Here is an 18022-nt window from a genome sequence, read left to right on the forward strand (position 1 = left end):
TTATAAAGCTTGAGAGTATAGAATTAATTAACTAGATATAAGTAGCTGATAATATTTCTTCTTTTAACTTGTTTGCAATAATATTTACACTTGGAGAATCCATCATTTCCGCATGCTTGCCAGGCACTTGAATATTTTTCAAATCTCCTTCTAGATAACTACTCCACTTATTACCTAGTCTTGTTCCTTCCTGAGCTTCAAAATAAATTAAACCTCTATATTGTTTTTCTATTTTATATTCAGCCGATACCTTCGTGTTAGCATGAAAGATATTACTTAAAGTTTTTATATCCTCTACTTCAAGACCTGGTGGTAACATTTGTCTTATTTTAGGAGAATTTATTAGATTTTTAAAGGTCACCTCTGCGATTTCCTTTTCTTTATTAGGGTCTAAAATTAAATGTGCCGATATAGAGTTTAGAACCTGTATAATGCTTTCTTCCTTACTTAGGATATATTCTGCTCTTGGGAATGCCGTATCTATTAAAGATAATAAAGATACTTCCTCCCCCTGCTCAATTAGTTGATTTGCTATCTCATATGCAAAAAGCCCTCCTATCGACCAGCCGCCCAACATGTAAGGACCTTTAGGCTGAATTTCTTTTATTTTTTTCAGATATAACCTACTCAAATCTTCCAATCTAATATTTTCCATAGATCTATCTTCAACATACGGAAAGTTAATTCCATATAGAGAACAAGCATTGTCCAAAAGTTTAGCAAGTTCCATATAGCATAGAGTATTGCCACTTGCAGGATGAATGAAAAAGAAAGGAGCACCATCAGATTCTCTCAACTTAATAATTAATTCGAGATTTTTTTCTGTCTTATCTTTTTTCTTAATCAGAGAAGCTAAAGATTGCACTGTTGGATTCTCAAATAGATTGGGCATAGTTAACTCTTTATTTAATCTAATTTGTATAAGATATAATAACTTTATAGCCAGTAAGGAATGACCTCCTATTTCAAAAAAGTTATCATATACTTCTATATATTCACTATCTAAAATTTCTTTCCATATTTCTAGAAGTTGATACTCAGTATAATCACAAGGGGGGCGCTTATAAACACTCTGTTGATCATAATTTAATCTATTACTCTCCAGATTTCTCCTGTCAATTTTTCCATTTGGCGTTAAAGGGAGGACTTCCATCTTCACAAAGTGTGCTGGCACCATATAAACTGGAAGCTTTTCTTTTAATGCTATACGCCACTCCGCAGGAGTCTCCTCACCAACTACATAAGCTACTAGACGTTTATCACCCGGCTCATCTTCTCGAACAATTACTACAGCTTCTTGAATAGAAGGGAGGTCATTTAAAGTTGCCTCTACTTCTCCTAATTCAATCCGAAAACCTCGAATTTTCACTTGATCGTCAGTACGTCCAATGAATTCTAAATCTCCATTTGGTAAATATCGAACCAAGTCCCCTGTTCGATATACTCGATCTCCAGATGTTTTATCAAACGGATGAGGTAAGAATCTCTCTTTTGTTAGCTCCGGTCGATTTAGATAACCACGTGCTAAGCTCTGACCTCCAATATAAAGTTCACCTATTACTCCAACCGGAACTGGTTGACCATATTTATCTAATACATATAACTGAGTATTAGATATAGGTTTCCCCAAAGTTAGTATTCCTTTTCCCTCATAAACACCAGCAGATGCACAAACAGTATTTTCTGTAGGTCCATAGGCATTAATAAAGATACATTTCTTTGCCCACCTTTTAGCTACCTCTTTATTACAAGCTGATCCAGCCGAAATAATTACCTTAAGGTGATCAAATCTATTTTCATCTAAATTAGCTAATATAGCTGGCGGTAACGTAGCATGTGTTACTCTATTCTCTTCAACAAGATTAATAAATCTTGTTCCAGGCAACATTTCTTCTTGTTTTCCTAAAATTAAAGTAGCTCCAGATAAAAAAGAGGTAAATATCTCTGAAACAGCTGCATCAAATGCAAAAGAAGCAAACTGTAATACTTTACTTTCGTGATTGATTTTAAAAATCTTTATTTGAGCATAAGCTAGGTTACACAAACTTTTTAGTTCTAACAAAACACCTTTTGGTTTTCCAGTAGAACCTGACGTATAGATGACATACGCTAAGTTTTCTGGTGTTACTCCATGAACAGGGGTAGTAATAGGTTCATTTTTGATTTCTTGAGAATTTTTATCTAAACAAATCCTCTCAACATCCGATGATACCCACTTTGTAAGATGCGATTCTGTCACCAATATTTGAATGCCTGCATCTTCAAGAATGTATTGAAGACGTTTCTCCGGATATGCTGGATCTAGCGGGACATAAGCGCCTCCGGCTTTGAGAATCCCTAGTAATCCAACAATCATTTTTGGAGAACGTTCTACACATAATCCCACTAGGGATTCTGGACCTACTCCTCGTTTTTGAAGATAATGAGCTAATTGATTGGCTTGTTCCTGAACCTCTTTATAGCTCCATTCTTCGTCTTCATATGCTACCGCGATGGCATCCGGATTTTCTTGAACTTGAGCATCAAATAAATCTTGAATAACCTTATCTTTCGGATAATCTGCATCTGTTTGATTCCATTCTATAACTATCTCATCTTGTTCCTCTTTGGAAAGGAGCGAAAGGTTGCTTAATGGCTCCTCTGGTAAACGTGTAATTTCAGTTAACCAATATTTAAAGTGATTAGCCATCCGTTCAACTGTAGACTTATCAAATAAATCTGTATTATACTCAAAAGCCGTTAAAAGGCCTTCTTTCTGTTTTTCAACTGTTACTGTTAAATCAAATTTCGATACAGATGTATGAATATTTATATTTTCAATATGTCGATTAGACATCCGGATATCAAAAGTTTCAAAAGCATTTTGCATCGTAAACATAGTTTGGAAAAGTGGTGAATGACTAGTACTTCGTTCCGGCTGTACTTCTTCTACTATTTTTTCAAATGGTACATCTTGGTGTTCATAAGCTTTCAATGCTTTAGTTCTCACTGTCCGTAAAACATCTCGGAATGTAGAAGTTTCATCAAATTGAGTTCGATACACCAACGTATTGGCAAAGAAGCCAATTAGCCCTTCGGTCTCTTTATAATGTCGATTAGCAATAGGACTTCCAACTAATATATCATCCTGACCAGTATAACGAGATAGGAAACCTTGATATGCAGCGAGTAAGGTCATAAACACTGTCGTTCCCTCTTGGCGGCTTACGGCCTCAATTTGTTCTACCACTCCAGTTGGTAGTATAAATTGATACATTGCTCCTGCATAAGTTTGAACAGATGGACGTGGCCGATCTGTTGGCAATTGGAGGACCGGCAGGTCTCCTTTTAACTCTTCCTTCCAATAACTTAACTGTTTATCTAACACTTCATTATCAAGCCACTTCCGCTGCCATTCCGCATAATCTGCATATTGAATAGGAAGATCCGGTAACCTTTCAGGTTGACCTTTTACTTCTCCTTCATATAACATCATCCACTCTCTTAAAAATACATTCATGGACCATCCGTCTGAAATAATATGATGCATGATACAGGCTAAAACCCATTCGTTTTCTTGCATTTTAATTAGTTGGACTCTCAATAGAGGACTTGTCTCTAAATCAAACGGTGTCTCAGCTTCTCTTTGAACCAATTCTTGCATCGTCTGCTCTTTCTCTTCTTTCGAAAGATGTACCAAATCTGTTCTCGACAACGTTCTTAAATGAGAAGAAGCAATATTTTGAAAAGCTTCTCCATCTTTTTCTGTGATAGTGGTACGTAAAATCTCGTGACGACTGATTAAAGTATTTAAACTATTTTCTAACGCACGTGGAGACCACTCTCCCTGTAAACGCCAGACAGCCGGAATATTATACAATGAACTATTAGGTACTAAGCGATCAAAAAACCATAAACGCTGTTGAGCATAGGATAACGGTACAACAGATCCTCTCTCTACTCGAATTAACGATGGAATCTCACTAGAGATACTTCTTCCACGAAGATCCTCTAAACGTTTGGCTAGTTCTTCCACTGTAGAATGCTCAAATAGTTCCTTTAATGGGATGGACATTCCAAACACTTCTTGCAAACGAGATATAACTTGTGTTGCTAATAATGAATGCCCCCCTAAATCGAAGAAGGAATCATCTCGTTTAATACCTCTTATTCCCAATATTTGTTCCCAAACCGTCACCACCAACTCTTCGGAAGGAGTTTGGCCTTCTTGTAACACTTTTTCCTGTATATCATTAATTGGAGTTGGTAAGACCTTACGGTCTATCTTTCCATTTGGTGTTATAGGTAAAGCTTCCATTTTGATAAAATGAGCCGGTACCATATAACCCGGTAACTTGTCTTTTAGAGCCTTTCGCCATTCTTTTGTAGTTCCCTCACCTACTACATAAGCTACTAGACGTTTTTCACCTGACTCATCTTCTCGAACAATTACTACAGCTTCTTGAATAGAAGGGAGGGCATTTAAGGTTGCCTCTACCTCTCCTAATTCAATCCGAAAACCTCGAATTTTCACTTGATCATCTGCTCGGCCTACAAACTCTAAATTACCATCTGGAAGATAACGTACTAGATCCCCTGTACGGTATAAACGAGCTCCTGGTTCATCACTAAAAGGATGCGGTATAAAGCGTTCAGCTGTTAACTTAGGTCGATTTAAATAACCACGTGCTAAGCCAGATCCTCCTACATAAAGTTCTCCAATTACTCCAACAGGTTGCAGAACCTTAGTCTTATTTAAAACATAGACCTGAGTGTTATTTAAAGGCTGCCCTATGGGGAATGTAGCTGGTTTTTCATAATTTTGTGTAATGGTATAATGTGTAGTAAAAACTGTGCTCTCAGTTGGTCCATACACATGAACTAAACGATTTTCACCCAGCCTTTCCATTGCCCTTATAACATGATATTCCGATACTTTTTCTCCACCAAACAATACTTTTCTTGTTTTTTCGAAACAACAGACATTAAAATCAACTAAATTATTAAACAACGCTGTAGTCATAAAAGTTACCGTTATATTTTGGCTTGATATTAAAATAGATAACTCTTCAATGTTTAGAGCCTGACTTTGAGAGGCTATTATTAATCTAGCGCCATTAAATAAAGATGTGAAGATTTCAAAAACCGACCCATCAAATGCATAATTTGCTAGTTGCAATATTGTATCTTCATCATTTATATTAAGGTAACCATTATTACAGATAGTGGTTATTACATTTAGATGGCAAGTTAAAATTCCTTTTGGTTTTCCAGTAGAACCTGATGTATAGATGACATACGCCAAGTTTTCTGGTGTTACTCCATGAACAGGTGTAGTGATAGGCTCATTTCTGATTTCTTGAGAATTTTTATCTAAACAAATCCTCTCAACATCCGATGATACCCACTTTGTAAGATGCGATTCTGTCACCAATATTTGAATGCCTGCATCTTCAAGAATGTATTGAAGACGTTTCTCCGGATATGCTGGATCTAGCGGGACATAAGCGCCTCCGGCTTTGAGAATCCCTAGTAATCCAACAATCATTTTTGGAGAACGTTCTACACATAATCCCACTAGGGATTCTGGACCTACTCCTCGTTTTTGAAGATAATGAGCTAATTGATTGGCTTGTTCCTGAACCTCTTTATAGCTCCATTCTTCGTCTTCATATACTACCGCGATGGCATCCGGATTTTCTTGAACTTGAGCATCAAATAAATCTTGAATAACCTTATCTTTCGGATAATCTGCATCTGTTTGATTCCATTCTATAACTATCTCATCTTGTTCCTCTTTGGAAAGGAGCGAAAGGTTGCTTAATGGCTCCTCTGGTAAACGTGTAATTTCAGTTAACCAATATTTAAAGTGATTAGCCATCCGTTCAACTGTAGACTTATCAAATAAATCTGTATTATACTCAAAAGCCGTTAAAAGGCCTTCTTTCTGTTTTTCAACTGTTACTGTTAAATCAAATTTCGATACAGATGTATGAATATTTATATTTTCAATATGTCGATTAGACATCCGGATATCAAAAGTTTCAAAAGCATTTTGCATCGTAAACATAGTTTGGAAAAGTGGTGAATGACTAGTACTTCGTTCCGGCTGTACTTCTTCTACTATTTTTTCAAATGGTACATCTTGGTGTTCATAAGCTTTCAATGCTTTAGTTCTCACTGTCCGTAAAACATCTCGGAATGTAGAAGTTTCATCAAATTGAGTTCGATACACCAACGTATTGGCAAAGAAGCCAATTAGCCCTTCGGTCTCTTTATAATGTCGATTAGCAATAGGACTTCCAACTAATATATCATCCTGACCAGTATAACGAGATAGGAAACCTTGATATGCAGCGAGTAAGGTCATAAACACTGTCGTTCCCTCTTGGCGGCTTACGGCCTCAATTTGTTCTACCACTCCAGTTGGTAGTATAAATTGATACATTGCTCCTGCATAAGTTTGAACAGATGGACGTGGCCGATCTGTTGGCAATTGGAGGACCGGCAGGTCTCCTTTTAACTCTTCCTTCCAATAACTTAACTGTTTATCTAACACTTCATTATCAAGCCACTTCCGCTGCCATTCCGCATAATCTGCATATTGAATAGGAAGATCCGGTAACCTTTCAGGTTGACCTTTTACTTCTCCTTCATATAACATCATCCACTCTCTTAAAAATACATTCATGGACCATCCGTCTGAAATAATATGATGCATGATACAGGCTAAAACCCATTCGTTTTCTTGCATTTTAATTAGTTGGACTCTCAATAGAGGACTTGTCTCTAAATCAAACGGTGTCTCAGCTTCTCTTTGAACCAATTCTTGCATCGTCTGCTCTTTCTCTTCTTTCGAAAGATGTACCAAATCTGTTCTCGACAACGTTCTTAAATGAGAAGAAGCAATATTTTGAAAAGCTTCTCCATCTTTTTCTGTGATAGTGGTACGTAAAATCTCGTGACGACTGATTAAAGTATTTAAACTATTTTCTAACGCACGTGGAGACCACTCTCCCTGTAAACGCCAGACAGTCGGAATATTATACAATGAACTATTAGGTACTAAGCGATCAAAAAACCATAAACGCTGTTGAGCATAGGATAACGGTACAACAGATCCTCTCTCTACTCGAATTAACGATGGAATCTCACTAGAGATACTTCTTCCACGAAGATCCTCTAAACGTTTGGCTAGTTCTTCCACTGTAGAATGCTCAAATAGTTCCTTTAATGGGATGGACATTCCAAACACTTCTTGCAAACGAGATATAACTTGTGTTGCTAATAATGAATGCCCCCCTAAATCGAAGAAGGAATCATCTCGTTTAATACCTCTTATTCCCAATATTTGTTCCCAAACCGTCACCACCAACTCTTCGGAAGGAGTTTGGCCTTCTTGTAACACTTTTTCCTGTATATCATTAATTGGAGTTGGTAAGACCTTACGGTCTATCTTTCCATTTGGTGTTATAGGTAAAGCTTCCATTTTGATAAAATGAGCCGGTACCATATAACCCGGTAACTTGTCTTTTAGAGCCTTTCGCCATTCTTTTGTAGTTCCCTCACCTACTACATAAGCTACTAGACGTTTTTCACCTGACTCATCTTCTCGAACAATTACTACAGCTTCTTGAATAGAAGGGAGGGCATTTAAGGTTGCCTCTACCTCTCCTAATTCAATCCGAAAACCTCGAATTTTCACTTGATCATCTGCTCGGCCTACAAACTCTAAATTACCATCTGGAAGATAACGTACTAGATCCCCTGTACGATATAAACGAGCTCCTGGTTCATCACTAAAAGGATGCGGTATAAAGCGTTCAGCTGTTAACTTAGGTCGATTTAAATAACCACGTGCTAGGCCAGATCCTCCTACATAAAGTTCTCCCACTCCCCCTTTAGAAATCAGTTGGGAATTTTTATCTAATACATAAACCTGTGTATTAGACACTGGTTTTCCTATTGCAGGGCGATTTCCGCTTATATCATCATCTTTTAAAGCTTCACTAGCTGTAGCTACCACAGTATTCTCAGTTGGTCCATAGTGATTAAAAACCTCAAATGGAAGATTCTCTGAAGGAAACACCCTTAATTGATCTCCACCTGTTAACAAAGCTTTCAAGGCGACACTTTGTGGCCAAGAAAGTTTTAAGATTCTTTCGGTTAGCGGAGTTGGTAAAAAACTAATAGTAATTTGTTGTTTAATAAACCATTCTTTTAAAGCCTTCACATCTGTACGAATTTGGTTATTTGGTAAATATAAACTTGCTCCCACACTTAGATACGGCCATATCTCCCATACCGATGCATCAAATGCTGTTCCAGCAATTTGAGTTGCTCGATCTTTGTTAGTCACATGATATTTTTTTTGATGCCAAAAGATTAAGTTCAATAATGAACGATGTTCAACCATTACCCCTTTTGGTTTTCCAGTAGAACCTGATGTATAGATAACATACGCTAAGTTTTCTAGTGATATTCCATGGATAGGTGTAGTGATAGGCTCATTTCTGATTTCATGAGAATTTTCATCTAAACAAATCCTCTCAACATCCGATGATACCCACTCTGTAAGATGCGATTCTGTCACCAATATTTGAATACCTGCATCTTCAAGAATGTATTGAAGACGTTTCTCCGGATATGCTGGATCTAGTGGGACATAAGCGCCTCCAGCTTTGAGAATCCCTAGTAATCCAACAATCATTTTCGGAGAACGTTCCACACATAATCCCACTAGGGATTCTGGACCTACTCCTCGTTTTTGAAGATAATGAGCTAATTGGTTAGCTTGTTCCTGAACCTCTTTATAGCTCCACTCTTCGTCTTCATATACTACCGCGATGGCATCTGGATTTTCCTGAACTTGAGACTCAAATAGATCCTGAATTAATAAATCCTGAGGGTATTCAACATTCGTTTGATTCCATTCTACAACCAATTGATTTCGCTCTCTATCTGTTAAATACATCAGTTCATTCAGTTTCTTCTGCGGAGAATCTTCCGTTATTTGTTTAAGAACTTCAACTAGGTGATTATATAGATGATTAATTGTCTCTTTTTCAAAATACCTTAAGTCGTACATTAGTTTTAGAGTTAATTGTTCGTCTGGAATAACTGCTAAAGTTAGTGAATAATTTGTTTGTTCCAATCCATCAAAACCTAAAATAAGTAATTCATTATCAAAACTTTGTTCCTGTACAGGATAGTTTTCAAAAACATATAAAGTATTAAACATCGAAATCCCTCGTGGGATTTTACTCCACCCTTGAATGTCAGTTAATGAGGTATACTCATATTGTCGACGTTTACTGTCTTTTACTTGAAGATCTTTTAACCAATTCACTACCTTTGTTTCACCTGATACTTGTACTCGTACTGGCAATGTATTGATAAAGAGCCCTACCATTTTTTCTACACCCGGTAGATCTGTCGGTCTTCCCGAGCTTGTCACTCCAAATAATACATCTTCTTCTCCACTATATTTGCTTAATAAATATCCCCAAGCACCTTGGACTAAAGTGTTCAGAGTAAGTTGATTCTTTCTTGCCCATTTTTGAAGTACCTGTGTTTCCTCTTGTGATAAATGATAAATACTTTGACTATATCCTTGGTGTTGCTTCTTCTTATCTCCCACTGAACCAAATGGTGTAGGAGAAGTGATACCTTCTAATTCTTTTCTCCAAAAAGCCTCTGCTTGCGCCTTATCTTGCTGTCTAATCCAACGTATATAATTTTTATAAGGAGGAGATTGAGTTAATACCCAATCCCTCCCTTTCACCATATTTTCATAAACCTTAAATAATTCATTTATAACTATGGATGCTCCCCAACCATCTAATATCAAATGATGATGAGTCCAAACAACTCTAAATTCATCTATTGAAAGCTGCAATACAGTTACTCTCATTAACGGAGCTTCTTCTAAAGAAAATTTTCTTCTACGATCAGCTTTTAAAAAAGTTTTTAATTTTTCTTTTTGTTCGTCTATAGAATATGAAGTCCAATCCTGAAAATTAACGTTAAATTTTGTGCTTTTTAAAACTACTTGTAAGGGATTATCTATCTCCTCCCATAAAAACATAGTATGAAAAATCTCATATCTATCAACAATATATCCCCAAGATTTCCTGAAATAAGCAAGTTTTAAAGGGCCCTTAATAAGAAAGCTTGTTTGGTTAATATAAGGTAAGGAATCGCTATTTTCTTTATCATATAAGGAATGAAACAAAATTCCTTCTTGGAGAGGCGACATCTTATACATATCTTTAATATTATTCATTTTATCCCTCTTTTCTTAGTTAGTTTTGATAATACTTTAGCAAAACTATTTTCTGAAAGATCAGCCTCAGGAAAGTCTGAAGTGGTATATGCTATCTCTCTATAAGAAGAGTCTATAATTGAATGTAGAACGGAAAGCATCAAATCAGCTAAAGACTTTATACTATCAAATTCAAATTGTTTCCTACTATAAAGCCAAGTAAATTCTAATTTTCCCTCTTTTACTATTCCTACTACATCAATTAGATGCCCGCGTTTTGTGTCTTGATCATAATTGTCATTGGTTAATTCCATTCCTGTCTTAAATAAGGCTTCTCTGTTGACCTCTTGATTAAATTGACCTAGATAGTTGAAACTAATTGAAGGCTGTTTTTGAAGTTGAAGAAGGTCTCCCACTTCTTGATTAAGGTATCGAAGAATACCATAATCCACCCCTTTATTTGGCACCTTACGTAACTGCTCTTTAACAGTTCGAAGAGACTCTATTGGTGTCTCTGTCCCTTTAATATCTAGGTGAACCGGATATATGCTGGTAAACCATCCTACTGTTCTAGAAACATCAATTCCTTCTATAATTTCCTCTCGTCCATGTCCTTCTAAATCAATTGATAAAGACGGCTTCCCAGTAATTTGTTTTGTTGCTTGTACTAAAGCTGTTAGTAATATTTCATTTATATGCGCTCGATAAGTTGATGTTATATCTGTTAACAATGCTTTTGTATCTTTTTTATTTAACGAAACTGTAATTTGTTCTGTAGTTTCCTCTATTGAATGATCAATTTGGTAATCCATTGGTAAACCTTCGGTCTTTTTAGACGCCTGTTCTATCCAATAATCCTGAATTCCTTTTGGTATATTTTCACTATACGTTACTAGATGAGAAGCCCATTCTTTATACGATGTCGTTTTAGCCGGCAATTCAATCTCTTCTCCATGGACTAGTTGATTATAAACATTTTGAAGATCCTCTAAGAGAATACGCCAAGAAACTCCATCTACCACTAAATGATGAATTCCCCAGAAAAGTCGTCCTTCTTGATGTGCTTTGTCCTCAAAATATATTATTTTCATAATTGGCCCATCTTGAAGATTTAAAGTAGATTGGGCTTGTTTTATTGTTTCATAGATTCTCTCTTCTTTTCCTTTATCTTCTTCAATTCTTACTGAAATGACCTCGCTAGAAACCAAATTCTCTATTCCAGTATTGACCTGCGACCATTCAAGATCTGATGTACGCTGATAACGAAGACGTAAAGCATCATGGTGTTTTATCAAAACCTTAAGTGCCTTATCTAGTACTCCTACATCTAGAGCCTTTTTAGTTCGCAAGAACATAGACTGATTCCAATGGTGAGGATTTGAATGTTTTTGTTCAAAAAACCAATGTTGAATAGGAGTCAATAAGACTTCTCCCGTCACTATTCCTTGGTTACTATAAATCTTTTTCGTCTCCTCTACTACTCGTGCTAGTTCAGCAATAGTCTGATGTTCAAATATTTGTTTTGGTGTTAAATATAAACCTATTTCATTTGCCCTAGCAATAATTTGAATACTAAGAATAGAGTCTCCTCCACTTTCAAAGAAATTATCATGGATACCGATGTTTTCAACACCTAGAACTTGTTCCCAAATGGAAGCCAACAACTCTTCACGTTCATTTTGAGGTGCTACATATTCCCCTTCCTTTTCTACTTGTCCAGGATGTGGTAATACCTTACGGTCTACTTTTCCATTTGGTGTTAAAGGGAAGACTTCCATCTTCACAAAGTGTGCTGGCACCATATAAGCTGGAAGCTTTTCTTTTAATGCTATACGCCACTCCGCAGGAGTCTCCTCACCAACTACATAAGCTACTAGACGTTTATCACCCGGCTCATCTTCTCGAACAATTACTACAGCTTCTTGAATAGAAGGGAGGTCATTTAAAGTTGCCTCTACTTCTCCTAATTCAATCCGAAAACCTCGAATTTTCACTTGATCGTCAGTACGTCCAATGAATTCTAAATCTCCATTTGGTAAATATCGAACCAAGTCCCCTGTTCGATATACTCGATCTCCAGATGTTTTATCAAACGGATGAGGTAAGAATCTCTCTTTTGTTAGCTCCGGTCGATTTAGATAACCACGTGCTAAGCTCTGACCTCCAATATAAAGTTCACCTATTACTCCAACCGGAACTGGTTGACCATATTTATCTAATACATATAACTGAGTATTAAAAATAGGTTTTCCAATTGACGGGATTTTCCCGATGGATTTATTTATTGAATTACTAGCCGTTGCTACAACTGTATTTTCAGTAGGCCCATAATGGTTACATAGATAGAATGGTAATTCTTTATTAGGACAATGGGTAAGTTGTTCTCCACCTGTTAAAATATACTTTAATTTTATTTTATCTTTCCATTTCATAGTTAATAGTTGTTTAACTAAAGGAGTCGGTAAAAAACTAATAGTAATTTGTTGTTTAATAAACCATTCTTTTAAAGCCTTCACATCTGTACGAATTTGGTTATTTGGTAAATATAAACTTGCTCCCACACTTAGATACGGCCATATCTCCCATACCGATGCATCAAATGCTGTTCCAGCAATTTGAGTTGCTCGATCTTTGTTAGTCACATGATATTTTTTTTGATGCCAAAAGATTAAGTTCAATAATGAACGATGTTCAACCATTACCCCTTTTGGTTTTCCAGTAGAACCTGATGTATAGATAACATACGCTAAGTTTTCTGGTGTTACTCCATGAACAGGTGTAGTGATAGGCTCATTTCTGATTTCTTGAGAATTTTCATCTAAACAAATCCTCTCAACATCCGATGATAGCCAATTTGTAAGATGCGATTCTGTTACCAATATTTGAATGCCTGCATCTTCAAGAATGTATTGAAGACGTTTCTTCGGATACGCTGGATCTAATGGGACATAAGCGCCTCCGGCTTTGAGAATCCCTAGTAATCCAACAATCATTTTCGGAGAACGTTCCACACATAATCCCACTAGGGATTCTGGACCTATTCCTCGTTTTTGAAGATAATGAGCTAATTGATTGGCTTGTTCCTGAACCTCTTTATAGCTCCATTCTTCGTCTTCATATACTACCGCGATGGCATCCGGATTTTCTTGAACTTGAGCATCAAATAAATCTTGAATAACCTTATCTTTCGGATAATCTGCATCTGTTTGATTCCATTCTATAACTATCTCATCTTGTTCCTCTTTGGAAAGGAGCGAAAGGTTGTTTAATGGCTCCTCTGGTAAACGTGTAATTTCAGTTAACCAATATTTAAAGTGATTAGCCATCCGTTCAACTGTAGACTTATCAAATAAATCTGTATTGTACTCAAAAGCTGTTATCAAACCTTCCTTCCTTCTTTCCATTGCCACAGTTAAATCAAATTTGGCAAAAGAGTTTTGTAAAAAATCTAATCCTCTAATATTCAAATCATCTATATTTAGAAGATCCTTTTCCTCATTATTGATAGTAAACATAGTTTGGAAAAGTGGTGAATGACTAGTACTTCGTTCCGGCTGTACTTCTTCTACTATTTTTTCAAATGGTACATCTTGGTGTTCATAAGCTTTCAATGCTTTAGTTCTCACTGTCCGTAAAACATCTCGGAATGTAGAAGTTTCATCAAATTGAGTTCGATACACCAACGTATTGGCAAAGAAGCCAATTAGCCCTTCGGTCTCTTTATAATGTCGATTAGCAATAGGACTTCCAACTAATATATCATCCTGACCAGTATAACGAGATAGGAAACCTTGATATGCAGCGAGTAAGGTCATAAACACTGTCGTTCCCTCTTGGCGGCTTACGGCCTCAATTTGTTCTACCACTCCAGTTGGTAGTATAAATTGATACATTGCTCCTGCATAAGTTTGAACAGATGGACGTGGCCGATCTGTTGGCAATTGGAGGACCGGCAGGTCTCCTTTTAACTCTTCCTTCCAATAACTTAACTGTTTATCTAACACTTCATTATCAAGCCACTTCCGCTGCCATTCCGCATAATCTGCATATTGAATAGGAAGATCCGGTAACCTTTCAGGTTGACCTTTTACTTCTCCTTCATATAACATCATCCACTCTCTTAAAAATACATTCATGGACCATCCGTCTGAAATAATATGATGCATGATACAGGCTAAAACCCATTCGTTTTCTTGCATTTTAATTAGTTGGACTCTCAATAGAGGACTTGTCTCTAAATCAAACGGTGTCTCAGCTTCTCTTTGAACCAATTCTTGCATCGTCTGCTCTTTCTCTTCTTTCGAAAGATGTACCAAATCTGTTCTCGACAACGTTCTTAAATGAGAAGAAGCAATATTTTGAAAAGCTTCTCCATCTTTTTCTGTGATAGTGGTACGTAAAATCTCGTGACGACTGATTAAAGTATTTAAACTATTTTCTAACGCACGTGGAGACCACTCTCCCTGTAAACGCCAGACAGCCGGAATATTATACAATGAACTATTAGGTACTAAGCGATCAAAAAACCATAAACGCTGTTGAGCATAGGATAACGGTACAACAGATCCTCTCTCTACTCGAATTAACGATGGAATCTCACTAGAGATACTTCTTCCACGAAGATCCTCTAAACGTTTGGCTAGTTCTTCCACTGTAGAATGCTCAAATAGTTCCTTTAATGGGATGGACATTCCGAACACTTCTTGCAAACGAGATATAACTTGTGTTGCTAATAATGAATGCCCCCCTAAATCGAAGAAGGAATCATCTCGTTTAATACCTCTTATTCCCAATATTTGTTCCCAAACCGTCACCACCAACTCTTCGGAAGGAGTTTGGCCTTCTTGTAACACTTTTTCCTGTATATCATTAATTGGAGTTGGTAAGACCTTACGGTCTATCTTTCCATTTGGTGTTATAGGTAAAGCTTCCATTTTGATAAAATGAGCCGGTACCATATAACCCGGTAACTTGTCTTTTAGAGCCTTTCGCCATTCTTTTGTAGTTCCCTCACCTACTACATAAGCTACTAGACGTTTTTCACCTGACTCATCTTCTCGAACAATTACTACAGCTTCTTGAATAGAAGGGAGGGCATTTAAGGTTGCCTCTACCTCTCCTAATTCAATCCGAAAACCTCGAATTTTCACTTGATCATCTGCTCGGCCTACAAACTCTAAATTACCATCTGGAAGATAACGTACTAGATCCCCTGTACGATATAAACGAGCTCCTGGTTCATCACTAAAAAGATGCGGTATAAAGCGTTCAGCTGTTAACTTAGGTCGATTTAAATAACCACGTGCTAAGCCAGATCCTCCTACATAAAGTTCTCCAGTTACCCCAACGGGAACTATATGTCGATTAATATCTAATATATAAATCTCTAGATCCACAATAGGCTTTCCAATTACACTGCTCTTACTATAAGCTACATCATTTCCAATAATCCAATGGTACGTCGCATGAACCGTTGTTTCTGTAATTCCATACATATTGACTAGTTTGGCTATCGATAACGTATAGTCGTTAAACCATGTACTTAGGGAAAACACATCTAAAGCTTCTCCACCAAAAATAACGTAGCGTAAATTCAATTCAAGTCCTTGATTAGCCCATTCTTTATTAGTGTTAGCCAATTGACGAAATGCAGAAGGAGTTTGATTTAAGATAGTTACTTTTTCATCTATTAGTAACTTATAAAATGCTTCAGGGGAGCGACTAATCCAATAAGGAACGATTATTAAACGTCCTCCATACAATAAGGCTCCCCATATTTCCCACACGGAAAAATCAAAAGCGTATGAGTGAAATAAAGTCCACACATCACTTGAACTAAATTTATAAAATTTATTGGTTGATGCAAATAAACGATACACATTGTAATTCTCAATCATTACACCTTTTGGATTTCCAGTAGAACCTGACGTATAGATGACATACGCTAAGTTTTCTGGTGTTACTCCATGAACAGGTGTAGTGATAGGCTCATTTCTGATTTCTTGAGAATTTTTATCTAAACAAATCCTCTCAACATCCGATGATACCCACTTTGTAAGATGCGATTCTGTCACCAATATTTGAATGCCTGCATCTTCAAGAATGTATTGAAGACGTTTCTCCGGATACGCTGGATCTAGCGGGACATAAGCGCCTCCGGCTTTGAGAATCCCTAGTAATCCAACAATCATTTTCGGAGAACGTTCCGCACATAATCCCACTAGGGATTCTGGACCTACTCCTCGTTTTTGAAGATAATGAGCTAATTGGTTAGCTTGTTCCTGAACCTCTTTATAGCTCCACTCTTCGTCTTCATATGCTACCGCGATGGCATCCGGATTTTCTTGAACTTGAGCATCAAATAAATCTTGAATAACCTTATCTTTCGGATAATCTGCATCTGTTTGATTCCATTCTATAAGCAATTGTTTTTGTTCTTCCTCTGTCAGGTAAGTCAGTTCATTAAGCGTTTTTTGTTCTGACGTTTGGGTTATTTGCTGAAGAATTTCGACTAAGTGCTTATGAAGACGATTAATGGTTTCTTCTTCGAAATAGTTTAAATCATACATTAGTTTTAAAGATAACTGGGCACCTGGAATAACCGCTAAACTCAAAGGATAATTATTTTGTTCTGCCCCCTCCATATTTAAAATCTTCAAATCGTGATTAATTTCAGTTTCTTGGATAGGATAATTTTCAAAAACATATAAAGTATTAAACATCGAAATCCCTCGTGGGATTTTACTCCACCCTTGAATGTCAGTTAATGAGGTATACTCATATTGTCGACGTTTACTGTCTTTTACTTGAAGATCTTTTAACCAATCCACTACCTTTGTTTCACCTGATACTTGTACTCGTGCTGGCAATGTATTGATAAAGAGCCCTACCATTTTTTCTACACCCGGTAGATCTGTCGGTCTTCCCGAGCTTGTCACTCCAAATAATACATCTTCTTCTCCACTATATTTGCTTAATAAATATCCCCAAGCACCTTGGACTAAAGTGTTCAGAGTAAGTTGATTCTTTCTTGCCCATTTTTGAAGTACTTGTGTTTCCTCTTGTGATAAATGATAAATACTTTGACTATATCCTTGGTGTTGCTTCTTCTTATCTCCCACTGAACCAAATGGTGTAGGAGAAGTGATACCTTCTAATTCTTTTCTCCAAAAAGCCTCTGCTTGCGCCTTATCTTGCTGTCTAATCCAACGTATATAATTTTCATAAGAAGGTACCGATGGCAATATAATATGTTCCTCATTAATCAACTGTCCATATACCTTCATCACTTCATGTAATACTTGTTGTAGACTCCATCCATCTAGTAGGGCATGATGATGACTCCATATAAACTGATAGATATCCTCTCCACAATGGACCAAATACAAGCGCATTAAGGGACCCTTTTGAAGATCAAAAACTTTCATCCTGTCTTGAATTAAAAGTTCTGACAACTGTGATTGTTGCTCTTTTGGTGAACTATATTGCCAGTCTAATTCATTGATTGTTACAGGCATAATATTACAAACAATCTGATGAATATCTTGACCGTCTTCCCAACTAAACACCGTTCTTAATACTTCATGACGATTAATGATATATTCCCATGCAGTCTGAAAATATCCAGTATTCAAATTCCCTTGAAGAGTTAGTATACATTGACTATTATATTCTCCCAAGTTGTAATCATATAGTGTATGAAAAACCATCCCACTTTGAAGAGGTGCAAGTGTATAAATATCTTCTATCTCTGTATACTTATTTGTAATTACATCAATT

2 protein-coding genes and 1 pseudogene are annotated in these 18022 nt (G+C 36.7%); all 3 read right to left on the reverse strand.

What is annotated here, in order from left to right; translation table 11 throughout:
- Window positions 1-31: 31 nt before the first annotated feature.
- The gene (locus tag C5695_RS13545; protein ID WP_117731172.1) at window positions 32-10264 is read right to left on the reverse strand and encodes a non-ribosomal peptide synthetase; all 10233 of its coding nucleotides are present in this window, start codon (window positions 10262-10264) and stop codon (window positions 32-34) included.
- A complete protein-coding gene (locus C5695_RS20935; RefSeq protein WP_423749852.1) occupies window positions 10261-15096 on the reverse strand; it encodes an amino acid adenylation domain-containing protein in 4836 nt (1611 codons plus the stop codon). Before C5695_RS20935 ends, C5695_RS13545 begins: the two co-directional genes overlap by 4 nt.
- A gap of 33 nt (window positions 15097-15129) precedes the next feature.
- A pseudogene (locus tag C5695_RS20940) lies at window positions 15130-18021 on the reverse strand (non-ribosomal peptide synthetase); the annotation flags it as partial.
- Between the last annotated feature and the right edge of the window lies 1 nt (window position 18022).

Origin of the sequence: Bacillus pumilus, assembly GCF_003431975.1 — a bacterium.
GTDB classification, from domain to species: domain Bacteria; phylum Bacillota; class Bacilli; order Bacillales; family Bacillaceae; genus Bacillus; species Bacillus pumilus_N.